The organism is Streptomyces sp. NPDC058291 (genome assembly GCF_042880855.1).
Taxonomy (GTDB): domain Bacteria; phylum Actinomycetota; class Actinomycetes; order Streptomycetales; family Streptomycetaceae; genus Streptomyces.
Genome location: NZ_JBHVYK010000006.1, coordinates 16496 through 39967, shown reverse-complemented (window position 1 = coordinate 39967; position 23472 = coordinate 16496). Strand labels below are relative to the sequence as shown.

The following is a 23472-nucleotide window of genomic DNA, read 5'->3' as shown; positions in this document are numbered from 1 at the left end:
GGAAGGGCCGAGGACGGGGCCGCGGGCCCGTGAGACGGCCCTCGACGGGCGTCCAGCGGTCTCGATGCGGCCTTGGAGCGACCTCCGAGCTCCGGAAGCTCCCGGCGGCCTCCGCCGACGCTCGCAGGTCTCCCCGTGGGGCTCCCGTGGGTCTCCCGTCGGTCCTCTCATGGGCTCCACCGGTCTCCGTCAGCCGCCATTGGCCCCGCCGTAGCCGTAGCCGCAGCGGTCCGGGAACGGCGAAGGGCGTCCCCGGAACTTCCTCCTCCGGGGACGCCCTCAGCGACGTCAGGGACGGGTGCGCCGCGCTCCGCGGCCCGCCGTCAGCCGTTCTTGATGCGGTTGGTCAGCTCCGTCACCTGGTTGTAGATGGAGCGCCGCTCGGCCATCAGATTGCGGATCTTGCGGTCCGCGTGCATGACCGTCGTGTGGTCCCGGCCGCCGAACAGCGCGCCGATCTTCGGCAGCGACAGGTCCGTCAGCTCACGGCACAGGTACATGGCGATCTGCCGGGCCGTGACGAGCTGGCGGCCTCGCGAACTGCCGCACAGGTCCTCGATCGTGAGGCCGAAGTAGTCGGCCGTCGCGCTCATGATGGCCGTCGAGGTGATTTCGGGCGTGGAGTCGTCGCCGCCGGGGATGAGGTCCTTCAGGACGATCTCCGTGAGGCCCAGGTCCACCGGCTGCCGGTTGAGCGACGCGAACGCCGTCACCCGGATCAGCGCGCCCTCCAGCTCGCGGATGTTGCGCGAGATCCGCGAGGCGATGAACTCCAGCACCTCCGGCGGGGCGTTGAGCTGCTCCTGCACCGCCTTCTTGCGCAGGATCGCGATACGCGTCTCCAGCTCGGGCGGCTGGACGTCGGTGATCAGGCCCCACTCGAAACGGTTCCGCAGCCGGTCCTCCAGCGTGACCAGCTGCTTCGGGGGGCGGTCGCTGGAGAGCACGATCTGCTTGTTGGCGTTGTGCAGGGTGTTGAAGGTGTGGAAGAACTCCTCCTGCGTCGACTCCTTGTCCGCGAGGAACTGGATGTCGTCGACGAGCAGGATGTCCATCTCGCGGTACCGCTTGCGGAAGCTGTCGCCCTTGCCGTCGCGGATGGAGTTGATGAACTCGTTGGTGAACTCCTCCGAGCTCACGTAGCGCACCCGCGTGCCCGGGTAGAGGCTTCGCGCGTAGTGGCCGATGGCGTGCAGCAGGTGCGTCTTGCCGAGGCCCGACTCCCCGTAGATGAAGAGGGGGTTGTAGGCCTTCGCGGGCGCTTCCGCGACGGCGACGGCGGCCGCGTGCGCGAAGCGGTTGGAGGCGCCGATGACGAAGGTGTCGAAGAGGTACTTCGGGTTCAGGCGCGCGGTGGGCTCACCGGGTCCGGGCGTCGGCGAGGACGAGCCGGCCGAAGGGCCGGGCGCGCCCATGCCGGACTGGCCCGGGCCGCCGGGACCGCCGCGGTGCGGGTGACCGGGTCCGGCCGACGACTCGGGCCGGTCCCGGCGGCCGCCGTCGCGGTCGTAGTCGGAGCGGGGCTTGTCGTACTCGGGCCGTTTCTGTTCGTACGGCGACGGGTCGTACGGCGGCCGCTCGGCCGACTGGGGGCGGTAGTCCTGCGAGGGGGAGCCGTACGGGTCCTGCGACGACGGCGACGCGTACGGGTCGCGCTCGGGGAAGCCGAGTCGCTGCTGCTGCCAGCTGTACTCGTCCTGTTGCGGGCGCGGCCAGGCGCCGGGCTCGGGACGCTGGTACTCCGAGGGGTAGGCCGGGCGTGCGGTCGGCAGCTGGTCCCCGCGCGAGCCGGGGAGCTGGTCGCCCGGGGTCGGGGGCAGCTGGTCGCCACGGTGTCGGCCGTAGCCCTCGTACTGGCTCTCGTACGGGGTGTCGTACCGGCCGTCCTGCCCGTCGTAGGGGCCGGCGGGGAGTTCGGGCTCCTCGTAGCGCTGCTGCTGCTGGACGGGGGGCGCGGGCGGGGCCGGGGGCTCGCCCGCCGAGTCGTCGACGGTGATCGCGATGCGGATCGGGCGGCCGCACTCGCGGCTGAGCGTCTCGCTGACGACCGGGGCCAGGCGGCCTTCCAGCACGTTCTTCGCGAATTCGTTCGGCACTGCGAGCAGTGCGGTGTCGGCGACCAGCGCGAGCGGCTGGCAGCGCCGGATCCAGTGTTCGTCCTTCACCTCGACGCCCTGGCCACGGCCCTCACCGAGGAGCTGTTCCAGTACTCGTGGCCACACTGCGGCAAGATCGGCAGGCACGTCAGCCACAGGGCACGCTCTCTCGTGGGTCCCACGAACGTGTGGTTGCGGGACGGTCGGGATTCATATCGGGCGGGGGCAGGGACAAAGGAACGAATCGGAGTCCAGCCACGGTAGTCAGGGCGGCGGGTACGGTTCAAGTTGTTGTCCCCAGCCTGTGGACAGTGTCTCCCAGCGGCCACCGGTTTGACCGGATGGCGCAGCCGCGCGTACCGTAACCAGGTCGAGTTGTCGATGGCTGCTGCCGCCTGCCTCCGATGGGCACAGATCGCGTCAGGTGATCGGGAAGCGGTGCACTCGGGCGTTGACCGCGAGCTACCTCGTGGGCGCACGGTGACAGCCAGGACGGCACCCCGCCACCACCGATTGATTTCTGGAGCCCCCGAGTGAGCAAGCGCACCTTCCAGCCGAACAACCGCCGTCGCGCCAAGACCCACGGCTTCCGCCTGCGGATGCGCACCCGTGCCGGCCGCGCGATTCTCGCGAACCGCCGCAGCAAGGGTCGCGCCAACCTGTCCGCCTGAGCCTGATCAGGTCATGACGTCGTGCTGCCTACCGAGCATCGGCTGAGGCGGCGCGAGGACTTCGCGACCGCGGTACGACGGGGCCGTCGGGCCGGACGCCCGACTCTCGTCGTCCATCTTCGAAGCGGTGCCACGGACCCGCACGCGCCTGGGGAGAGCGCTCCCCCGACGCGTGCGGGTTTCGTCGTCAGCAAGGCGGTGGGCGGCGCGGTCGTCCGCAACAAGGTGAAGCGCAGACTGCGTCACCTGATGCGCGATCGAGTCACGCTGTTCCCCCCCGGTAGCCTGGTAGTCGTACGGGCGCTGCCCGGGGCGGGCGACGCCGACCACGCACAGCTGGCCCAAGACCTGGACGCCGCCCTTCAACGGCTACTGGGAGGGGGCGCGCGATGAAGTACCCGCTGCTGGCTCTCATCAAGCTCTACCAGTGGACGATCAGTCCGCTGCTCGGGCCGGTGTGCAAGTACTACCCGTCGTGCTCCCACTACGGCTACACGGCCATCGACCGGCACGGCGCGGTCAAGGGAACGGCACTCACCGCCTGGCGCATCCTGCGGTGCAATCCGTGGTCGCTGGGGGGCGTGGACCATGTCCCGCCGCGCAAGCGCCCGCGGTGGCACGAAATGCTGCGTGACGCCTGGCGTGCACGCAAGGGCGGGACCTCCGCCGCCGAAACGGCCACCGAAGAGGACCTCCCTTCGAGCCCGGCCGCAGAGACACCGTCCCATGCCCAAGGAGCATGATTAGTGGACACGATTGCCAGCCTCTTCAGCTTCATCACGACACCTGTCTCCTGGGTCATCGTCCAGTTCCACAAGGTGTACGGGTCGATCTTCGGCCCTGACACCGGGTGGGCCTGGGGCCTGTCGATCGTGTCTCTGGTGATCCTGATCCGTATCTGCTTGATCCCGCTCTTCGTGAAGCAGATCAAGTCGACCCGGGCCATGCAGACGCTGCAGCCCGAGATGAAGAAGATCCAGGAGCGCTACAAGAACGACAAACAGCGTCAGTCCGAAGAGATGATGAAGCTGTACAAGGAGACGGGCACCAACCCGCTCTCCTCGTGCCTTCCCATCCTGGCGCAGTCGCCGTTCTTCTTCGCCCTGTACCACGTGCTCAACGGCATCGCGACGGGCGACAAGATCGGCGTCATCAACGAGCAGCTGCTGGAGAGCGCGCGTAAGGCGCACATCTTCGGCGCTCCGCTGGCGGCGAAGTTCACCGACGGCTCGGCGAAGGTGGAGTCGCTCGGCGCCTCGCTGACGGACGTCCGCGTGGTCACCGCGATCATGATCGTCCTGATGTCGGCGTCGCAGTTCTTCACCCAGCGCCAGCTCATGACGAAGAACGTCGACACTTCGGTCAAGACGCCGTTCATGCAGCAGCAGAAGATGCTGATGTACGTCTTCCCGGTCATGTTCGCCGTCTTCGGCATCAACTTCCCGGTCGGTGTCCTCGTCTACTGGCTGACCACCAACGTGTGGACCATGGGCCAGCAGATGTACGTGATCCGCAACAACCCGACCCCGGGTTCCAAGGCTCAGGCCGCCTACCTGGAGCGCCTGTACAAGCACGTCACGCAGCACGGCAAGACGCGTCGGCGCAGTGAGAAGGCCATCGTCAAGGCCATCGTGGCCAAGGGCCGTGACCGCAACGAGGCGGAGCGCAAGTTCATCAACGCTCTGACCAAGGTGGGTTACGCGGCTCAGGTCGACGGCACCGTGATCAAGAGCGAGGCCCAGGCCGCCGCCCAGGCCGAGGACGGCACGCCGACGAGCGCGGCCGCCGCCAAGCGCCAGCAGCCCAAGCGGCAGTCGAAGTCCCAGCGCCAGTCCGCGCCCGCGAAGGCGGCCGGCGAGCCCACCTCTCTGATCAAGTCCGGTGCCCCGGAGGACGACAAGCCCTCCGCAGCCGCCGAGGCCGCCAGGACGCAGCCTGCCGCCAAGCCCGGTTCCGCGGGCCGCAGCAAGGCCCAGTCCGGTCAGCGCAAGGGCGGCCCGCAGCGCCCCAAGTCCCCGTCCAAGAAGTAAGAAGGAGCCCATCCCGTGACGGAAGGCACCACCTCCGCCGCCGCCGAGGGTGCAGACACCCTGACCCGCCTCGAGCAGGAGGGCGAGATCGCGGCGGACTACCTCGAGGGTCTGCTGGACATCGCCGACCTGGACGGCGACATCGACATGGACGTCGAGGCCGACCGCGCCTCAGTGTCGATCATCAGCGATGAGGGCACTCGCAGCCTGCACAAGCTGGTCGGCCGGGACGGCGAGGTGCTGGAGGCGTTGCAGGAGCTCACGCGCCTTGCCGTGCACCGGGAGACCGGTGACCGCAGTCGGCTGATGCTGGACATCGCGGGTTACCGTGCCGAGAAGCGCGCCGAGCTCTCCGAGCTGGGCGCCAAGGCCGCGGCCGATGCGAAGAACAGCGGTGAGCCGGTGCGGCTGAGGCCGATGACGCCCTTCGAGCGCAAGGTCGTCCACGACGCGGTGAAGGCGGCCGGCCTGCGCAGCGAGTCCGAGGGCGAGGAGCCGCAGCGCTTCGTCGTCGTGCTGCCCAACTGATTCGGTACATACGCGTTCCCGGCCCCGTCTGTTGTGCAGACGGGGCCGGTCTTTGTCAGCCTGGTAGTTCTGGTGGTCGGCGCTCGAAGCAGCGTTGATGCGGTACGGAAGGACGGTCCCCGTGACGGAGGCAGCGGAGCTCCCCCCCGCGCCCGAAGTGGCACGCGAGGTGTTCGGCGATCGCTTCGGCGATGCGGTCCGCTATGCCGAGCTCCTGGCCGAGGCAGGAGTGCAGCGCGGGCTCATCGGCCCGCGGGAGGTGCCCCGCCTGTGGGAGAGGCACATCCTGAACTGCGCGGTCCTCTCCGAGGTCGTGCCCGAGGGCGTGACCGTGTGCGACGTCGGTTCGGGCGCCGGTCTGCCTGGCATTCCCCTGGCGCTGGTGCGGGAGGATCTCAAGATCACATTGTTGGAGCCGCTGCTGCGGCGCACCAACTTCCTCACGGAGGTCGTCGAGCTCCTCGGCCTGGACCATGTGACCGTCGCGCGCGGTCGCGCGGAAGAGGTCATGGGCAAGATTCCACCGGTCCATGTGGTGACCGCCCGTGCCGTGGCGCCGTTGGACCGCCTGGCCACGTGGGGCATTCCGCTGCTGCGTCCCTACGGTGAGATGCTCGCCCTCAAGGGCGACACGGCCGAGGAAGAGTTGAAGAGCGCTGCCACGGCACTGAGCAAGCTCGGCGCCGTGGGCACTTCGATCTTGCACGTCGGGGAGGGATTCGTCGATCCTCTGTCCACGGTCGTGCGGGTCGAGGTCGGGGAGAGCCCGGGCGGTGTGCGCTTTGCGGCCAAGCGGGCCAAGGCGGCGCGGACCGGCCGGACGCGGCGACGCCGCTGATCGGACGGCGTGTCCGGGTCGGTGCCGCGTCGTCGCCGGGCTTCGTGCACCGTCGTCGGCCGTTCCTCCGGCCCGCAGTCCGCTCTCTTGCGGGCTGTTTGCTGGTGGTGCGGCCTGTGACGGTTCGCTCTGTGGTGGTTCGGTTGCCGACGGGTCCTCCGGGTGCCCGTGTGGAGGAGCGTTCGACTGAGGAGCGGCTGCCGGGCATATCCCACCCAAGAAGCCAAACGTGCGCATACCGGGGTGTCGCACAGGCGGGGACCTGACCGCCGTGCATCGTGTTTCACGTGAAACGTCGCTCCTTGCTCCACGGCATCATCAGCCGCGGCCGCGCCGCTGCCGAACCGCGCGACCGCAAGCCTCTCGGTTCACTCGATGAGGGACGGGAGTTGTCCACAGAGGTGGATTTCTCCACAGAACGACAGGCCTCACTGGTTCACCACCCCGAAGGCATGGGAGGCTCTGTTCATTGCGAGCCTGAAGTCGAGGAGAGTGAATCCTTGCGGTCCGACGCCAACATCGCGGGACCGATGACCGATCCGGTCCCCGGTCCCCGTACCGAGTCGTCGTTTGGGGAGGATGTTTCACGTGAAACACCGCCCCCGATGGACGACACTCCGATCGGTCGTGCTGCCCAACTCGCGGTGGAGGCTCTGGGCCGCGCCGGTGAGGGCCTGCCACGGCCCGAGCACACCCGTGTGATCGTGGTCGCCAACCAGAAGGGCGGAGTGGGCAAGACGACGACGACGGTCAATCTCGCCGCGTCCCTGGCCCTGCACGGCGGCCGTGTCCTGGTGGTCGACCTCGACCCTCAGGGCAATGCGTCCACCGCGTTGGGGATCGACCACCACGCTGAGGTGCCGTCCATCTATGACGTGCTGGTCGACAGCCGTCCCCTCGCAGAAGTCGTCCAGCCCGTGCCCGACGTGGAGGGCCTCTTCTGCGCTCCCGCCACCATCGATCTCGCTGGTGCGGAGATCGAGCTGGTGTCCCTGGTGGCACGAGAGAGTCGCCTGCAGAGGGCGATCCAGGCGTACGAACAGCCGCTGGACTACATCCTCATCGACTGCCCGCCGTCGCTCGGCCTGTTGACGGTCAACGCGCTGGTGGCCGGCGCCGAAGTTCTCATCCCGATCCAGTGCGAGTACTACGCGCTGGAAGGCCTGGGACAGTTGCTGCGCAACGTCGACCTGGTACGGGGGCACCTCAACCCCGACCTGCATGTGTCGACCATCCTGCTCACCATGTATGACGGCCGGACGCGGCTCGCGTCGCAGGTCGCGGAAGAGGTGCGCACCCACTTCGGTGACGAGGTGCTGCGGACGAGCATTCCCCGCTCGGTCCGTATCTCCGAGGCACCGAGCTATGGGCAGACGGTGCTGACCTACGATCCAGGATCGAGCGGCGCCCTCTCCTACCTTGAGGCTGCACGAGAACTCGCGTTGAAGGGTGTCGACGTCGGATATGACGCGACGCACGCCCACATCGGCGCTCAGAACAACCCGAACATGGTGGAGGGGATCCAGTGAGTGAGCGACGGAGGGGTTTGGGTCGCGGTCTTGGCGCATTGATCCCTGCTGCCCCGACGGAGAAGACGCCGGCTCAAGCCGCGATGGGCGGCGGGGGCTCCACGTCGCCCGCTGCCGTCCCGGTCCTGACGGCGGACAGAGGGGTGGCCGCGGCGAAGGTCGCCACGCTGCCGCATGTTTCACGTGAAACAGAGGAACTGCCGACGAGTGACCTCCTGGAGATGCCGTCGGCGCCCATCGGCGTTCACTTCGCGGAGATCCCCCTCGATCAGATCACGCCGAACCCGCGCCAGCCGCGTGAGGTCTTCGACGACGACGCCCTGCACGAGCTGGTCACCTCCATCAAGGAGGTCGGTCTCCTCCAGCCGGTCGTCGTGCGTCAGACCGGCACCGCACGCTACGAACTCATCATGGGTGAGCGGCGTTGGCGGGCCTGCCGCAAGGCCGGCCTGGAGGCGATCCCGGCGATCGTGCGAGCCACGGACGACGAGAAGCTCCTCCTGGACGCCCTCCTGGAGAACCTCCACCGGGCTCAGCTCAACCCGCTGGAAGAGGCAGCCGCCTACGACCAGTTGCTGAAGGACTTCAACTGCACGCACGACCAGCTGGCGGACCGCATCGGGCGGTCCCGTCCACAGGTCTCCAACACCCTGCGTCTGCTGAAGCTCTCGTCGGCGGTCCAGCGTCGCGTGGCGGCGGGTGTGCTGTCCGCCGGCCATGCACGGGCGCTGCTCTCCGTCGACGACTCGGAGGAGCAGGATCGTCTGGCCCACCGCATCGTGGCCGAGGGGCTCTCCGTACGGGCCGTCGAAGAGATCGTGACCCTCATGGGGTCGCGTCCGCAGGCGGCGCAGCGGGCCAAGGGGCCGCGTGCCGGCGGCCGGGTCTCCCCGGCGCTGACCGATCTCGCGACCCGGCTCTCGGACCGTTTCGAAACGCGGGTGAAGGTCGATCTCGGGCAGAAGAAGGGAAAGATCACCGTCGAGTTCGCTTCGATGGAGGACCTTGAGCGCATCCTCGGCACCCTTGCTCCCGGCGAGGGGCCGGTCCTGCCGAAGGGCCTCGGGGAGGGTGACACCGAGGAAACGGAAGACCGAGGTCACGCTCAGCAGTGACCGCGTCGGCCTGAGTCGTACAGAGCGAGCCGTGTCCGGTGGGTACCGGACACGGCTCGCTCTTTGCTTGCAGGCGCTGTCGATGGAATCGCATCGTGGATACGATGCGGTAAGGCTTTGACGCATCCACCTGGCAGTACCTCGGAGCGGGAGGTGGGGGCCATGCGAACGATGAGCCGGACCGGACTGGTGAGCGCCGGACTCGGGCTGGGCGCGGTCGGCGGGTTCGTCGGCAGTCTGCTCAGGGAACGGAGCGCTCTGACGGCTGCTCGCGATGCCGCGGGCGAAGGAAGCGAGGAACAGCCTTCATGGGGCGTCGGCTCGTACCGCTCACGCTGGACAACCTTCAAGACCTTCCCAAGCGCTGTCGCTCGTGTGTCTTCTGGGAACTCGATCCCGTCAGCGGCGAAGCCGCACTGAAGGCGGGGACGACCTCGCTGGAGAAGGAGGCCTGGATCTCTGCAGTCCTGCTGGACTGGGGGTCCTGCGGCCGTGTCGTCTACGTGGACGACGTCCCCGTGGGCTACGTGCTCTATGCGCCTCCCGCCTATGTCCCCCGCTCGACGGCGTTCCCCACCAGCCCGGTGTCGCCGGACGCCGTGCAGCTCATGACCGCGTTCATCATGCCGGGGTACCAGGGGCAGGGGCTCGGCCGGGTGATGGTCCAGACGGTCGCCAAGGATCTGCTGAGGCGAGGCTTCAAGGCCGTCGAGGCGTTCGGTGACACCCGCTGGAAGGAGCCGGCCTGTCTGCTCCCGGCCGATCACCTGCTGGCGGTGGGCTTCAAGACCGTCCGTCCCCATCCCGCCCATCCTCGGTTGAGACTGGAGCTGAGAAGCACCCTCTCGTGGAAGGAAGACGTCGAAATGGCGCTGGACCGTTTGCTGGGAGCAGTCCAGAAGGAGCCCGCTCTGCGTCCGCTGTAGGGGCTCGACACAGCGAAGGGCCGGTCCGTCGGGACCGGCCCTTCGTGTTTCACGTGAAACATCGGCCGTCGGCGTGACGGCTCAGCGCGTCACTCGGAGATGAAGGTCTCCAGGTCGCGGACGAGCGCGGCCTTCGGCTTGGCGCCGACGATGGTCTTGGCGACCTCGCCGCCCTGGTACACGTTCAGGGTCGGGATCGACATGACGCCGTACTTGGCAGCCGTGTTCGGGTTCTCGTCGATGTTGAGCTTGACGATCTCGATCTTCTCGCCGTGCTCGGCGGCGATGGCCTCAAGTGACGGCGCGATCTGACGGCACGGGCCGCACCACTCGGCCCAGAAGTCCACCAGGACGGGCTTGTCGCTCTTGAGGACGACCTCTTCGAAATCGGCGTCGGTCACGTTCTTCAGGGTGCCGGCCACAGGGGGCTCCTTCATTCTTGTGCGTGGGGCGGGAGGGGATCAGACGGAGGTCTTCTCGGGCTCGGCCTGCTCCTCGTCCGCGAGGGCGGCGAGGTAGCGCTCGGCGTCGAGAGCGGAGGAGCAGCCGGTGCCGGCCGCGGTGATCGCCTGGCGGTAGGTGTGGTCCACCACGTCGCCGGCGGCGAAGACGCCGGTGATGTTCGTCCGGGTGGAGGGCGCGGCGACCTTCAGGTAGCCCTCCTCGTCGAGGTCGAGCTGCCCCTTGAAGAGCTCGGTGCGCGGGTCGTGGCCGATCGCGATGAACAGGCCGGTCACCGGCAGGTCCGAAAGCTCACCGGTCTTGAGGTTGCGCAGCTTCAGCCCGGCCAGCTTCGGGTCTCCCTGGATCTCGGCGACCTCGCTGTTCCAGATGAACTTGATCTTCGGGTCGGCGAAGGCGCGCTCCTGCATCGCCTTGGAGGCGCGCAGGGTCTCCCGGCGGTGGACGATCGTCACGGACTTGGCGAACCGGGAGAGGAAGGTGGCCTCCTCCATCGCGGTGTCGCCGCCGCCGATGACGGCGATGTCCTGGTCCTTGAAGAAGAAGCCGTCACACGTGGCGCACCAGGAGACACCGCGGCCCGAGAGGGCGTCCTCGTTCGGCAGACCGAGCTTGCGGTGCTGCGAGCCGGTGGTCACGATGACGGCCTTGGCGCGGTGGACCGTGCCGGCGGTGTCCGTGACGGTCTTGATCTCACCGGTGAGGTCGACGGAGACGATGTCGTCGGGGATCAGCTCGGCGCCGAAGCGCTCGGCCTGGGCGCGCATGTTGTCCATGAGCTCGGGGCCCATGATGCCGTCCTGGAAGCCGGGGAAGTTCTCCACCTCGGTGGTGTTCATGAGTGCGCCGCCCGCCGTGACGGCGCCTTCGAACACCAGCGGCTTCAGGGAGGCGCGCGCGGTGTAGAGGGCCGCGGTGTAGCCGGCGGGCCCGGAGCCGATGATGATCACGTTACGGACATCGCTCACGGCTTGTTTCCTCGTCTCTGGACAGCTTCGGTCGACCGGGGGAGCTTCTTCGGACTCTCACCCCACCCAACGGATCCTAAGGGGCGTGCATTCCCGCTGTGTCCGGGCACACGGAGGGAGGACGTCCTGACGGACGCCAAGGGGGTACGACGCGAGATCGACTCGAAGCGTCGTTTCGTCAGGGGCGGGTGTAGGTAGTCGTCAGCAGGATCTTGGCTGGACCGGACGACGGATGATTCACACAGGCCGTGTCCATGATGTAGGCGTCGACCCGTGTGCTGTCCGAGGCGTCGGGCAACACGACGAGCACGGCGTCCGTCCCCTTGTAGGTGCCTGTCTCGGTTGCGAGGACCGCCTCGGAGCGTCCGATGCCCTGCTGCACACACGGCGGAACGGTGGGTTGCCGCAGGATCTTGGGCGTCTGGGTGTCGGGCTCGCCCTGGATGCCCATGCTGGACGGTGATCGCGAGCCGCCGGCCTTGGCCAGGAGATCGGTGACCTGTGTGTGCAGCTTGCTCGCGGAGAAGGTGTCGGGCGCCGTCGACTGGTGGGGCGCACTGCCCGGGTTTCCGCCGCCGCCCGTGAGGGACGACACCAGGACGGAGCCGAGTCCGAGTGCCGCAGCGGTGAAGACCGCGCCGAGGACGGCGACCCTGCGGCGGTTGCCCCGCCTGTCGTTCCGGCGACCCTTGCGTCCCGGGCCGGTGGTGGAGCGGGCATGTCCCGAGGGGCGGTCCGCCGCTGTCGTTGTTTCACGTGAAACAGGGGGAGCGTCGGTGTCACCGGCGACTGCGGGGACCGTCTCCTGAGGGTGCTCAGTGTCCGGAGCCGTGGCGTCCAGCAGGGCCTCGGCGGCCAGCGCGGCGTCGAGGCGACGGGCGACGTCGTCCGGCATGCGCGGTGGGCCGGGGAGATCGCCCAACAGGCCACGGATCTCCTCCAGGGAGGCGTGGACGTCGGCACACAGGTCGCAGGCGTCCAGATGTCGGCGCACCTCGGCGCTCCGGGCCGGGGCCAGCAGGCCCTCGGTGAGGTCGGAGATCTCCGCGACGTCCGGGTGTCCGGTCATGTCCGTCGTCGATGTCACGCTCGCCCACCTCCGCCCTTCACAGCAGCTGAATCGCCTGTCCCGGCGTTGTCCGGTCCCTCGTCCCGAAGGCCCGCTGCCGGTGGGACGGATGTCCCCTGCGCCCGGTTCCGTCCTGAGCCGCTTCGTCTTCCGTCGCCGGAGCCTTCCGGCCGCAGGTGGGTGAGCAAGGGAAGGAGTCTGGCCCTGCCGCGGGCACAGCGGCTCTTCACCGTTCCCGTCGGCACGTCGAGCACGCGGGCGGCCTCGGCGACCGCATACCCCTGCATGTCCACGAGGACCAGGGCGGCCCGCTGATCGGGCGGGAGCGTGCCGAGCGCTTCGAGGAGCTGGCGGTGGACGTCGTTGCGTTCGGCCGGCGCGGAAGCCGACTCGTGCGGGTCGAGCAACTGCTCCAGGCGCTCGGTGTCGTCGACCGGCGAGGTCTTGCGGGAGGCTGCTTTGCGTGCACGGTCGAGACAGGCGTTCACGGTGATGCGGTGGAGCCAGGTCGTGACCGCGGACTGGCCGCGGAAGGTGTGGGCGGCCCGGTAGGCGGACACCAGGGCGTCCTGGACGGCGTCAGCGGCTTCCTCGCGGTCTCCCAGCGTGCGCAGGGCCACCGCCCACAGCCGGTCGCGGTGACGCCGCACGAGCTCACCGAAGGCGTCGGCGTCGCCCTCGACGTGGCGGGTGAGGAGGTCCTGGTCGCTCACTCCGTCGTATCCGGAGCTTCCCGCCATCGGACCCCCTCCCCTTCAGTGAGACGTCAACCCGTGAACTTCACGTCGGTGATGCCCTGCTTGTGGCCGCCGTCGCTGTACTGGTCGCCGGCAGCGTACGGCAGAGCCGTGAGCCAGATGAGCACGTACCGGGTCTTGACCGCTTTGGACGCCTTCACCGTGGCGGTGGTTCCGGTCGTGGTGAGTGTGCCGATCTTCGTCATCGAGTTCAGGGCGCTCGGTGACGGGTTCAGGGAGTCAGCGGCGTACAGGTTCACGGTGGTGTGGTCGCCGCCGTAGTAGAGCCCTATGGCCGCCTTGGAGATCTCCTGCGTTGAGCCGAGGTCGTACACGATGCCCACGCCCGGCTTGTAGGGCGCGAGGTTCGGACCACCGATGAAGCTGGCCGTCCGCCAGTACGTCGAACTGTCGCTGTCGTAGGTCTCACCGACGTCGCCGGGGTGCTGGGCGCTGCCGCTCACCACGTACTCGGCTGCGTCCTTGATCTTCAGCTGCTGGACCGGCTTGGGCGCGCTGCTGTTCTTGTCGCCCTCGTCCGTCGTCTGCGTCCGGTTCGGGTCGTCGGAGTTGCGCTGGTTCATGAGGGCGTCAGCGAGCTGCCAGCTGCCCAGGCCGAGGGCGGCGATCAGGAGGGCGGAGACCGCCCACTTCAGGGCCTTGCCGGTACGGCTCTGCAGCGGGGGCGGCGGGGCCGTGACCTGCTGGGTGACGCCGGGGTGCGTCGCCGGCCGACCGTAGGAGCCCTGCTGGTACGTCGTGCGCTGGTACTCCGGCGGTGCGGTGAAAGCGGGCTCCGGCGGCCGGATGCGCGGCATCTCCCCGATCGCCTTCACCAGCTCCTCCGGGGTGGTGCAGGCGGACTCGTGTCGGGAGGCGGTCGCACCGTCGTTGACCAGCGCGCGCATGGACAGCTCCGACAGGCCCCGGTGGACGCCCGCGCGCACCTGGTCGGGGGCGATCAGACCGATGTCCTTCGGCAGTCCGGACAGGCCGTAGGCGTCGTTCTCGTACGGCCAGCGCTGGGTGAGCGCCGCGTACAGCAGCGCGCCGATCGCCTCGGTGTCGGTGCGCTGGGGGGCGTCGGTGGTGATGCCGCGCAGGGCGGCGTTCACTGCGAGGCCGCGGATGCGCCACTGCCCCGAGGAGGTCCGCAGCACGGCGTTCGGGTTGAGCCGCAGATGCGCCAGGCCTTCCCGATGCGCCGCGGCCATCGCGGAGGCGATCTGACTGACCATCTGGTAGGCGTCGTGCGGTTCCAGGGGGCCGGCCGCGAGCAACGTGGTCAGCTCGGTGGCGTCGGGCAGCCACTCGTGGACGACGTAGACGAGGTCGTTCTCCTCCACGGCGTCCAGCACCTGGACGAAGCGGGGATCGCCCAGCAGCGCCGAGGAGCGCGCCGCGGCCAGCACCGAACGGGCCCGGTTGTGGTCCGCGGGCAGGACGTGGACGCCCACGGCACGGCGGAGTTTCTCGTCGACGGCCCGCCAACTGCTGAAACCGTCCAGACGGGTGACGCACTCTTCGAGACGGTAGCGTCTGGCGAGCTTGTGGCCGCTGTGCAGTTCCGGCGGTGAGGCTTTCCCGGGACGCTCCGCCCCGCCACTCCCCTGTGCCTCGTCGCTGTCCGTGTCCTGCTCCCGGTTCTTGACCACCCCGTCGGCCGTGGACTGGCCCGCTTGTGCGGTCAGCGGCTCGTCACCGCTGTTGTCTGCCACGTCGACGGCAGCTGTGCTCCGTTCTGCCACCGTCGTTCCTGCCTCCCCATTCAGTGCGCGCCGTGCGACCTCGTGCGCGCCGTCCGACGCCGAACCCAATTGTGCCCACAGTCCGCCGCTATGCACGACACACGGTGGCGAACGATGGTTGTGCGACTGCCCCTCGCTCACCTTCGTGCATCGGGCGGCGCTCCCTTCCCCGGACCCGGTCCGTCCGGCGGTCCCTAGCGCCCCAGGCGCCCGCGCACCATGCCGACCAGCGAGTTGAGCTCCTCGATGCGCATACGGCGGGCGGCGACGAAGAAGACGCCGAGCAGAAGTGCCCCGCCGGCCAGCAGCGCGGCGAAGGAACCGATGACGCCCTGGCCCAGGCTGTGGCCGATGCCGTAGCAGGCCGCACCGCTGATCAGGGCGGCTGGCACGGAGGCGATGCACAGCCGGGCGTACGTCCGCAGGACGTGGGAGCCGTCGAGGTCGCCGTCGAGCCGTTTGCGCAGCCGGTTCCAGGCGACGCCCACGCCGATCGCGTACGCCAGACCGTAGGACGCAGCCATGCCGACCACGGCCCAGCGGGCGGGGAGGACGAAGTAGCAGACCGCCGAGGCGCTCGCGTTGACCGCGGCGACGATGACCGTGTTGTAGAAGGGGGTGCGGGTGTCTTCGTAGGCGTAGAAGGCGCGCAGGACGACGTACTGCACGGAGTAGGGGATGAGGCCGAGGCCGAAGGCCATCAGCATGAAGCCCATGTTCGTGGCCTCGCTGGTGCCCGAGGAACCGAAGATCAGCGTGCACATCGGGATGCCGAGCGCGAGGAAGCCGAAGGCGATCGGCACGATCGCGACGGCCGTGGTGCGCAGACCCTGCGAGATGTCGTCGCGGACCGCGCCGCCGTCGCCCTCGGCGGCCGAACGCGAGATGCGGGGCAGCAGGGCGGCCATCAGGGAGACGGTGATGATGGCCTGCGGCAGGCCCCAGATCAGCTGGGCGTTGGCGTAGGCGGCGAAGCCCGTGCCGTCGACCGGCGAGTCCTTGCCGGCCGACGTGGACAGCTGGGTCACGACGAGTGCGCCGGCCTGGTTGGCCAGCACGAACAGGACGGTCCACTTGGCGAGCGTGGCCGCCTTGCCGAGACCGTGGCCCTTCCAGTCGAAGCGCAGCCGCAGCCGGAACCCGGTCTCCCGCAGGTACGGGATCATCGCCAGGGCCTGGACGACCAGGCCGAGCAGGACTCCGATGCCGAGGAGCCGCTCGCCCTCCGGCGGGATGGTCGTGACCTTCATGCCGGAGTCGGCGGCGGTGCCGTAGACCCAGATGAACATGCCCAGCGTCACGATGATGACGATGTTGTTGAGGACCGGCGTCCACATCATCGCGCCGAACTTCCCGCGCGCGTTGAGGACCTGACCCATCACCACGTGGACGCCCATGAAGAAGATCGAGGGCAGGAAGTAGCGGACGAAGGTGATGCCGACCTGGTTGGCCGCCGGGTCGCTGGCGACCGAGTCGGACAGCAGACGGATCAGGACGGGGGCGGCGACGATGGCGCCGACGGTGAGGACGCCCAGCGCCACCATGACCAGCGTGAGCAGGCGGTTGGCGTAGGCCTCGCCGCCGTCCTCGTCCTCCTTCATGGCCCGCACGAGCTGCGGGACGAAGACCGAGTTGAGGCCGCCGCCGACGGTGAGGATGTAGATCATCGTCGGCAGCTGGTAGGCGACCTGGAAGGTGTCGCCGAGCAGGCCGACGCCCAGTGCGGAGACGATCAGCGCGGAGCGGACGAAGCCGGTGAGGCGGGAGACCATCGTGCCCGCCGCCATGACGGCGCTGGACTTCAGCAGTCCCGACGCGCGACCGCCCTTCTTCGGGGCGGGCGCCGCGGTGGCCGGGGCCGGCGCTGCGTCGGGCGTCGCGGTGAGGTTCATGGTCTGGTCGATCGCGGGCGTGGCGGCGACCGGCTCCCGGTAGTGCTGCGGTGCTGCCGGCCCGCCGTGCGGCTGGGCGGGGCCGGGCATGGCCGACGGCTCCGCCGACGGACGGGAGTCGCTCTGCGCAGGGCCGGCTTGTTGCTGGTAGCCGCTCTGCTGCTGGTCGCGGAAGAGGTGGGCGAAGGCGTCCGGCTGGTGCTGCTGCTCACCGGAGTGCGTCACCAGGTCGTCGACGCCGACGAACTGGGTGGTGCGGGGGTCGTCTCCGTACGGCAGGTACTGGGTGGGGCCCTCCGGTTCGGGCGCAGGGGTCTGGGCCCACACATGGGGGTCGGGGGCGTACGGGGACTGCGCGGGCCGGCCGTAGAGGGGCTGGGGCGGCTCGTAGGCCTGCGGGGGCGGCGGGGGGTGTGCGGCGCGGTCGTAGAGCGCCTCGGCGACCGGGTCCTGCGCGGTGAGGTCCTGCGCCTGGTAGGGGTCCTGGTCGTAGGCGTCCTGGAGGTACATGTCCGCGGGGTGCTGCGGCGGCACCTGGTTCTGCTCGGGCGGCGGGCCCTCGGGATGCCCCGAGCCGCCCGCGGCCCGGCCGCGGTCAGCGTCGTACGGCGCGTTCATGGTTACCCCACCTCATCGTCCCGGGCCCACCGGCCACGACATCCTCAACGGTCCACTCTCTCACCCGTGCCGGACGGGTCTGCGCTTTCCGCTTCGGTGTCCGGGCTCTCGTCACTCGGCTGCTCCGGGTCGTCTGCCCCGGCTGACGGGCCGGACTCTTCCCTGAGACGGTCCTGGGGCCCCGCCGGGTTCTGCGGGTCGTCCGCGGGCTCGTCGCCCTCGGCGGGGGCGTCCTCGTCTGCCCCCTCCGCCTCGCGGGCGGCGGCACGCTTGCGCTGGGTGTACATCCGGAACCCGGCCAGCACCAGGAGCAGGACGCCGCCGCCGATGACCAGCATCACCGTGGCCGTGATCTCGGTGACCTTCACGTCGAAGGTCACCGCCGACCCGTACTCCTGGCCGTCCTCGGTGTACAGCTGGGCGATCACCGTCGTCTGGCCGTTGACCTTGGCGGACGTGGTGAACTTCACCGTCGTCGTATGGCCCCCGGAGACCGTGATCGGCTGTTCCGCGTAGGGCTCGCCGGAGATCTCCAGACGCGTCGGGTTCGTGGAGGTGAGCCGCAGGACCAGGTGGTCGACGCCCTGCACCAGATTGTTCTGCACGGTGACCGGGATCGTGGCGCTGCGTCCGGAGAGTTTCGTCTCCGACTTGTCGATCAGCTTGACCTGGCCGGTCAGCGTGTCGAGGTAGGCCCGCACGCTCTGGCGGAACGTGCTCGCCGCGGGGCCGCGTCCGCGCCAGGACGTCGACATCTCCCGGTTCAGGGCCCGCCCGAAGGGGGTCACCACCCTGGCCTCGTTGGCGAGGACCACCTTGAAGTTGTCGAGCTTGTCCTGGGTGTCCGCGATCTCCTCGAAGGCCGACCGGGGCAGCTCCCGCTTGCGCAGCGAGGCCGGGTAGGCCGACCTGGACGGCACCTTCGTGCTGGCGGCCGGATCGGGCTTGGCCTTGGCGGTCGCCGCGAGCTGCTGGGGCTGGGCCCAGGTGCCGCCCTGGAGCCGGGTGACGGCTTCCGCGAGCGTCCGGGCCTGGCCGGCCGTGGGCATGCGCTGGGGGGCCACGAGGATGCTGCGCTGCTTGTCCGTCTGCAGACCCAGCTCCAGGCTCTGCGCGAGGAACTCCTGGACGGCGAGCGTGGAGGCGGAGGCTTTGCTCAGGTCGCCCTCGAACAGCGTGGACAGCCGCGAGTCCGCGACCACCGCCGTGGTTCCGCCGCCGATGGGGCGGGCCGCGGAGGGGGTGTAGGAGAGGTCGCCGGTCTCGGCGAGGCTGTCGCTGCGCGCGATGATCTTGTCGGCGCCGGCGGAGGTCGCGACCTTGACGATCGACGGGTCGACGGCGCCCTCCACCGGCCAGGCGAAGTCGGTGCTCGGGGTCACGTGGAGCACCGTCTCCACCGTGGTGGCGGCGACGTCGGTGGCTTCCTTGAGCTGGCTCAGGGAGCCGGCGACACCGGTGCCGTTGTGGGCCAGCGAGGCGAGGTCGGGGTCGGCGAAGGGCAGTGCGACGACCTCCTTGCCGGTGACCGCGGCCTGCAGTTCGTCGAGCCATTGCTTGGCGACGGCCTGCTGGGTTCCGGCTGTCGTGGTGTCGTCGTCACCCCGGATGCGGTAGCTGCCTGTCATGGCGTCGACGGACGCCAGCAGGTCCGGGTCGATCACCCAGGTGACGTCGAGTTCCTTGCCCAGGGTCACCATCTGGTCCAGGCGGCCGCCCGGAGCGATCTCCTTGGCCAGGTCCTCGTTGAGGAAGACCGGGGTCTGCTGCGCGTTCGAGCCTGTCTCCGCCGTCATGTGGACGGTGGACACGAGCGGCCACAGCACGGTCGTCGGCGTCCTGGTGTCCGCCTCGTCGGCCTGCCACGGAAGGAAGGTCCGCTGCACGCCCAGGACCTGGTCCCACGGCTGCGCGGACGTCTCGCCGGAGAGGGCGACTCCGAGCGGGTAGACCCCGTCCTTGCCGAGGTCGAGCTTGTCGACCGGGACGGAGATGCTGAAGTGCTCAGCCACACCGGGTGTGAGCTTGGTGAACTTGGCGACGTACTTGCCGCCCACCGTGGAGCCGTCGTCTGCGGGGAGGGCGTCCGGCCGCTTGGCGGCCCTGTCGATCGCCGAGCGGGTGGCGAGCGCGTCACCCACCCGCAGATCCACATGGGCGGCCGTCACGTCCTGCTTGCCCTGGTTGGTGACCGTGCCCGAGACGGTAAGGGTGTCCCCGTCGGTGGGGGCGGCGGGCGTCAGCGAGTCGACGGAGACGGCCACCGTGCCTTCGTCGGAGTCCTCCTTGACAGTGGCCTGACCGGCGGCCTGCGCGGTGGCGGCGGGCAGCTGGAGAAGACCGGCCAGCAGGGGCGCCCCGGCGAGCAGTACGCCGGTGCGCCGCAGCCACCGGCGGGCAGGTGAGGGAGTCATCCCCGGGAAGTCTGCCGCCTCGGCCACGCGTTCGCCCGTCCCTCGTCGTCGTCAGTGGTCGTCGGAATGTGCGTCCACGCATGGTAACGATGTGCGCTGAGGGGAAGTGCCGCGGACTGCTCCACAAGATCGTGGAAGAAGGTCGGATCGTCCGCTATGTACGCGTATGAAGAGGAGGCCCCCTATGGGTGGCCGCGAGTCCCCCTTGCCTGCTTATCGGGGCAGGTGTCCTCCCGTGGCAAAACCGGGCCGCCTCGGCTCGCGCGGCCACGTACCCTCTTCTGTTGTGCCGAACGCCAACGAAGACAACCTCAGTGTCCTGAGCCAGGTGCAGCACCGCGCCGTGAGCGAGCTGCTGCGGGTCGCCCCTGTCGCCGACGACCTCGCACGCCGTTTCCAGGAGGCCGGGTTCTCTCTCGCCCTGGTCGGCGGCTCGGTCCGGGACGCGCTGCTCGGTCGGCTCGGCAATGATCTGGACTTCACGACGGACGCCCGGCCCGAGGACGTCCTGAAGATCGTGCGGCCGTGGGCGGACTCCGTGTGGGAGGTCGGGATCGCCTTCGGCACCGTCGGCGTCCAGAAGGACGCCCGGGTGGGAGACGTCGATCGATGCTTCCAGATCGAGGTCACCACCTACCGCTCGGAGGCGTACGACCGCACCTCGCGCAAGCCCGAGGTGTCGTACGGCGACTCCATCGAGCAGGACCTCGTGCGCCGGGACTTCACGGTGAACGCCATGGCCGTGGCGCTTCCGGAGAAGGAGTTCATCGACCCGCACGGCGGCCTCGACGACCTCGCGGCACGCGTGTTGCGCACCCCGGGGACCCCGGAGGAGTCCTTCTCGGACGATCCGCTGCGCATGATGCGCGCCGCCCGCTTCGCCGCCCAGCTCGACTTCGAGGTCGACCCCGACGTCGTCACGGCGATGAAGGAGATGTCCGACCGCATCGAGATCGTCTCGGCCGAGCGGGTCCGGGACGAGCTGAACAAGCTGATCCTCTCCGCGCACCCGCGCAAGGGGCTCTCGCTGCTGGTCGACACCGGCATCGCCGACCGGGTGCTGCCCGAGCTGCCCGCGCTGCGGTTGGAGAGCGACGAGCACCACCGGCACAAGGACGTCTACGAGCACACCCTGATCGTTCTCGAGCAGGCCATCGCCCTGGAGGAGAACGGGCCCGACCTCGTTCTGCGGCTCGCCGCGCTGCTGCACGACATCGGCAAGCCGCGTACGCGTCGCTTCGAGAAGGACGGGCGCGTCTCCTTCCACCACCACGAAGTGGTGGGCGCGAAGATGACGAAGAAGCGGATGACGGCTTTGAAGTACTCCAACGAGCTGGTGAAGGACGTCTCACGTCTGGTCGAACTCCACCTGCGCTTCCATGGGTACGGCACGGGCGAGTGGACGGACTCCGCGGTGCGGCGGTACGTACGCGACGCCGGGCCGCTGCTCGAACGGCTTCACCGACTGACGCGTTCCGACTGCACGACGCGGAACAAGCGCAAGGCGGTCACGCTCTCCCGGGCCTACGACGGGCTGGAGGAACGCATCTCCCAGCTGAAGGAACGCGAAGAGCTGGACGCCATCCGCCCCGACCTGGACGGCAACCAGATCATGGAGATCCTGGGCGTCGGCCCCGGCCCCGCCATCGGCAAGGCGTACCAGCACCTGCTGGAACTGCGCCTGGAGAACGGTCCGATGGAGCACGACGCTGCGGTGTCGGCCCTCAAGGAGTGGTGGGCCCAGCAGGAGTGAGCCCAGGAGGCGGGGTCGTGTTTCACGTGAAACATGGCTCGCTCGATGCGGCGGCCGGACATGCGAAGGGGCGGTGTTTCACGTGAAACACCGCCCCTTTCCGTCACTGACCTACTTCTTGTAGTCCTTCAGGCAGAGCAGGAAGTTGGTGCCGTCACCGCTCTCGGTGTACGAGTACTGGAAGTCCTTGGCCTTTTCCTCGCACTTGCTGTCGGCCGTGAGCTGCGTGTACGTGCCGTCGATCTTCGCCAGCACGATGTACTGCGCCTGCGAGGAGTCGCACTTGACCACCTCGAGGTCCGGGTCGTTGTCACTCTTGTTGCCGCGGTGCATGCAGTCGCCGACCGCCGCGGTGTTGGCGTCGTCCCGGCTCGATATGTACGCGCCGATGGCCACGCCGGCGACCGCGAGCACGATGACGATGTTCTTGATCAGCTTGAAGCTGACCTTGCGGCGGGGCTGCTCCGGCGGGACCGCGCCGTAAGGAGCGGTGGGGTAGCCGGGCTGACCGGGCTGCTGGGGGTAGCCGCCCTGCGGCGGGTACGGGGCCTGACCCTCGGGCTGGCCGTAGGGCTGCTGGCCCGGCTGCGCGAACGGATTCTGGCCCTGGGGCGGCGGAGTCGACACTTGGGGTCCCCCTAGAAAAACGTGGACGTGGCGCGAAATCACTCGCGAAGTAAGACGCACGTAAGTTACCGGGCCCCACTGACAACCTTGTAGCCGAGAAGGGGTCTGTGTCATTGATGTGACACTTACCGACGACCAAAGCGGGCCATAGCGCCAGCAACCGCTCCGTAGATAACGGCGACTGTGACCACCAGCGCTGCTGAGCGTCCGTCAGCGGGCAGCATCAGCGCGGCGACAGCCGCAGCGCCGACGAAGGCGACGTTGAACAGGACGTCATAGAGGGAGAAGATCCGGCCGCGGTAGCCATCCGCCACACAGGACTGGACGACGGTGTCGGTGGCTATTTTCGCGCCCTGGGTGACCATCCCCAGCACGAAAGCGGCGACGAGAGTGGTGAGCTGAGCGAACGGAAGCATCAGGACGAGTTCCAGAACCGCGGCGACCGCGGCGCAGACGGCGATCCAGCGGATCGGACCCAGCCGGCCCGCCGCCCAGGGAGTCACCACCGCCGCGACGAAGAAGCCGACACCGGAGACGCCCACCGCGACTCCCAGGAGCGCCAGCCCGTCGTCCGGATCGGACGACCAGGCGTACCGGCACAGCATCAACACCATGACGGTCAGGGCGCCGTAGCAGAACCGCATCAGCGAGATCGAGGCAAGCGCCCAGGCAGCCTTCCTGCGCTTCGGCTCGGCCAGGTGCCGGACACCGGCCGACAGGCCCTGGGCGGTGCCCCTGAGCGCGGCCGCCAGTCCGGGCCGGCCGAGACCGTCGTCGGGACCGAGCAGATCCGCGGCCATCGACAAGGACGCCAGCGCGGCGGACAGATACAGCGTGCAGGCCAGCAGCACCACCGCCGCGTCGGTGTCCGCGACCACCAGCCGGACGACGAAGGCGAGGCCGCCGCCCGCTACCGCGGCCAGTGTCCCGGCCGTCGGGGACAGGGAGTTGGCCGTCACCAGCCGCTCGCCGTCGACCACGCGCGGCAGAGCCGCCGACAGGCCGGCGAGGACGAACCGGTTCACCGCGGTGACGCACAGCGCCGAGGCGTAGAAGAGCCAGTCCGGTACCTGGCCGACCATCAGGAGGGCTGTGGCCGACGCGAGCAGGGACCGCAGCAGATTGCCGTGCACCAGCACCTGCCGGCGACGCCAGCGGTCCAGAAGGACGCCCGCGAAGGGGCCGATCAGCGAGTAGGGCAGCAGCAGGACCGCCATGGCCGAGGCGATCGCGGTGGCCGAGGTCTGCTTCTCCGGGGAGAACACGACGTAGGTGGCGAGCGCGACTTGATAGACGCCGTCCGCGCACTGGGAGAGCAGCCGTACGCCGAGCAGGCGCCGGAAGTTCCTCAGGCGCAGCAGAACGCGAAGATCACGGACGACGGCCATGGGCACAGCCTCACACACGGGGAAGTCCCCGGGTCATATGACCCGGGGACTCTTCTCAGCCCT

Annotated in this window: 20 protein-coding genes; 10 read left to right on the top strand and 10 right to left on the bottom strand. The window is 69.1% G+C overall.

The window, feature by feature from the left end:
- Positions 1 to 323: 323 nt before the first annotated feature.
- Positions 324 to 2252: a chromosomal replication initiator protein DnaA gene (dnaA, locus tag ACFVYK_RS04710; protein WP_389768438.1), complete on the bottom strand. Its 1929-nt coding sequence runs from the start codon at positions 2250 to 2252 to the stop codon at positions 324 to 326.
- 377 nt (positions 2253 to 2629) lie between these two features.
- Between dnaA and rpmH the strand changes: the two genes are divergently transcribed.
- The 9 genes from rpmH (at position 2630) to ACFVYK_RS04665 (ending at position 9733) form a co-directional block, all read left to right on the top strand.
- Positions 2630 to 2767, top strand: a complete 138-nt coding sequence (rpmH, locus tag ACFVYK_RS04705; RefSeq protein WP_018846094.1) for a 50S ribosomal protein L34 — start codon at positions 2630 to 2632, stop codon at positions 2765 to 2767.
- Positions 2768 to 2788: 21 nt separating this feature from the next.
- On the top strand, positions 2789 to 3160 hold the full coding sequence (gene rnpA / locus ACFVYK_RS04700; protein ID WP_078615780.1) for a ribonuclease P protein component: 372 nt from the start codon (positions 2789 to 2791) through the stop codon (positions 3158 to 3160).
- On the top strand, positions 3157 to 3510 hold the full coding sequence (yidD, locus tag ACFVYK_RS04695; RefSeq protein ID WP_389768436.1) for a membrane protein insertion efficiency factor YidD: 354 nt from the start codon (positions 3157 to 3159) through the stop codon (positions 3508 to 3510). The genes rnpA and yidD overlap by 4 nt, the downstream gene beginning before the upstream one ends.
- A gap of 3 nt (positions 3511 to 3513) precedes the next feature.
- Positions 3514 to 4797, top strand: a complete 1284-nt coding sequence (gene yidC, locus ACFVYK_RS04690; RefSeq protein ID WP_389768434.1) for a membrane protein insertase YidC — start codon at positions 3514 to 3516, stop codon at positions 4795 to 4797.
- Between the two features lie 15 nt (positions 4798 to 4812).
- A complete protein-coding gene (locus tag ACFVYK_RS04685; protein ID WP_389768432.1) occupies positions 4813 to 5325 on the top strand; it encodes a protein jag in 513 nt (170 codons plus the stop codon).
- A 121-nt stretch (positions 5326 to 5446) separates the two neighbouring features.
- A complete protein-coding gene (gene rsmG, locus ACFVYK_RS04680) occupies positions 5447 to 6163 on the top strand; it encodes a 16S rRNA (guanine(527)-N(7))-methyltransferase RsmG (RefSeq protein WP_389768431.1) in 717 nt (238 codons plus the stop codon).
- 452 nt (positions 6164 to 6615) lie between these two features.
- Positions 6616 to 7692, top strand: a complete 1077-nt coding sequence (locus ACFVYK_RS04675; protein WP_389768673.1) for a ParA family protein — start codon at positions 6616 to 6618, stop codon at positions 7690 to 7692.
- Positions 7689 to 8807: a ParB/RepB/Spo0J family partition protein gene (locus ACFVYK_RS04670; protein ID WP_389768429.1), complete on the top strand. Its 1119-nt coding sequence runs from the start codon at positions 7689 to 7691 to the stop codon at positions 8805 to 8807. Before ACFVYK_RS04675 ends, ACFVYK_RS04670 begins: the two co-directional genes overlap by 4 nt.
- A gap of 308 nt (positions 8808 to 9115) precedes the next feature.
- Complete coding sequence (locus ACFVYK_RS04665; RefSeq protein ID WP_389768427.1) at positions 9116 to 9733, top strand: GNAT family N-acetyltransferase; 618 nt, start codon at positions 9116 to 9118, stop codon at positions 9731 to 9733.
- Positions 9734 to 9822: 89 nt separating this feature from the next.
- Here ACFVYK_RS04665 and trxA read toward each other — a convergent pair whose 3' ends face one another.
- From trxA to ACFVYK_RS04630, 7 genes are all read right to left on the bottom strand, one after another.
- Positions 9823 to 10155, bottom strand: coding sequence for a thioredoxin (trxA, locus tag ACFVYK_RS04660; protein ID WP_109004575.1), 333 nt, complete (start codon positions 10153 to 10155; stop codon positions 9823 to 9825).
- Positions 10156 to 10194: 39 nt separating this feature from the next.
- Entirely contained in the window at positions 10195 to 11163 is a 969-nt protein-coding gene (trxB, locus tag ACFVYK_RS04655) for a thioredoxin-disulfide reductase (RefSeq protein ID WP_389768425.1), read from the bottom strand.
- Positions 11164 to 11341: 178 nt separating this feature from the next.
- Positions 11342 to 12250, bottom strand: coding sequence for an anti-sigma factor family protein (locus tag ACFVYK_RS04650; protein WP_389768423.1), 909 nt, complete (start codon positions 12248 to 12250; stop codon positions 11342 to 11344).
- Entirely contained in the window at positions 12247 to 12972 is a 726-nt protein-coding gene (gene sigM / locus ACFVYK_RS04645) for an RNA polymerase sigma factor SigM (RefSeq protein WP_389768421.1), read from the bottom strand. Before sigM ends, ACFVYK_RS04650 begins: the two co-directional genes overlap by 4 nt.
- A 26-nt stretch (positions 12973 to 12998) precedes the next feature.
- Positions 12999 to 14717 carry a protein kinase family protein gene (locus ACFVYK_RS04640; RefSeq protein ID WP_389768419.1) on the bottom strand — a complete coding sequence of 573 codons (1719 nt, stop codon included), beginning with the start codon at positions 14715 to 14717 and terminating at the stop codon, positions 12999 to 13001.
- A gap of 194 nt (positions 14718 to 14911) precedes the next feature.
- Positions 14912 to 17227: a murein biosynthesis integral membrane protein MurJ gene (gene murJ / locus ACFVYK_RS04635; RefSeq protein WP_389768417.1), complete on the bottom strand. Its 2316-nt coding sequence runs from the start codon at positions 17225 to 17227 to the stop codon at positions 14912 to 14914.
- 44 nt (positions 17228 to 17271) lie between these two features.
- Positions 17272 to 19668: a DUF6049 family protein gene (locus ACFVYK_RS04630; protein WP_389768415.1), complete on the bottom strand. Its 2397-nt coding sequence runs from the start codon at positions 19666 to 19668 to the stop codon at positions 17272 to 17274.
- A gap of 259 nt (positions 19669 to 19927) precedes the next feature.
- On the opposite strand from ACFVYK_RS04630, the gene ACFVYK_RS04625 reads away from it, so the two are divergent.
- Positions 19928 to 21394, top strand: a complete 1467-nt coding sequence (locus ACFVYK_RS04625) for a CCA tRNA nucleotidyltransferase (RefSeq protein ID WP_389768412.1) — start codon at positions 19928 to 19930, stop codon at positions 21392 to 21394.
- A gap of 111 nt (positions 21395 to 21505) precedes the next feature.
- Here ACFVYK_RS04625 and ACFVYK_RS04620 read toward each other — a convergent pair whose 3' ends face one another.
- Entirely contained in the window at positions 21506 to 22021 is a 516-nt protein-coding gene (locus ACFVYK_RS04620; RefSeq protein WP_389768410.1) for a hypothetical protein, read from the bottom strand.
- Positions 22022 to 22146: 125 nt separating this feature from the next.
- A complete protein-coding gene (locus tag ACFVYK_RS04615; RefSeq protein ID WP_389768408.1) occupies positions 22147 to 23409 on the bottom strand; it encodes an MFS transporter in 1263 nt (420 codons plus the stop codon).
- Positions 23410 to 23472: the final 63 nt, after the last annotated feature.

What these genes read in the sequence shown, in the direction of transcription:
- yidD (WP_389768436.1), top strand. Translation starts at nt 3,157, where the DNA reads ATGAAGTACCCGCTGCTGGCTCTCATCAAGCTCTACCAGTGGACGATC.
- ACFVYK_RS04675 (WP_389768673.1), top strand. Translation starts at nt 6,616, where the DNA reads ATGGGAGGCTCTGTTCATTGCGAGCCTGAAGTCGAGGAGAGTGAATCC.
- ACFVYK_RS04665 (WP_389768427.1), top strand. Translation starts at nt 9,116, where the DNA reads ATGGGGCGTCGGCTCGTACCGCTCACGCTGGACAACCTTCAAGACCTT.
- sigM (WP_389768421.1), bottom strand. Translation starts at nt 12,972, where the DNA reads ATGGCGGGAAGCTCCGGATACGACGGAGTGAGCGACCAGGACCTCCTC.
- murJ (WP_389768417.1), bottom strand. Translation starts at nt 17,227, where the DNA reads ATGAACGCGCCGTACGACGCTGACCGCGGCCGGGCCGCGGGCGGCTCG.
- ACFVYK_RS04615 (WP_389768408.1), bottom strand. Translation starts at nt 23,409, where the DNA reads ATGGCCGTCGTCCGTGATCTTCGCGTTCTGCTGCGCCTGAGGAACTTC.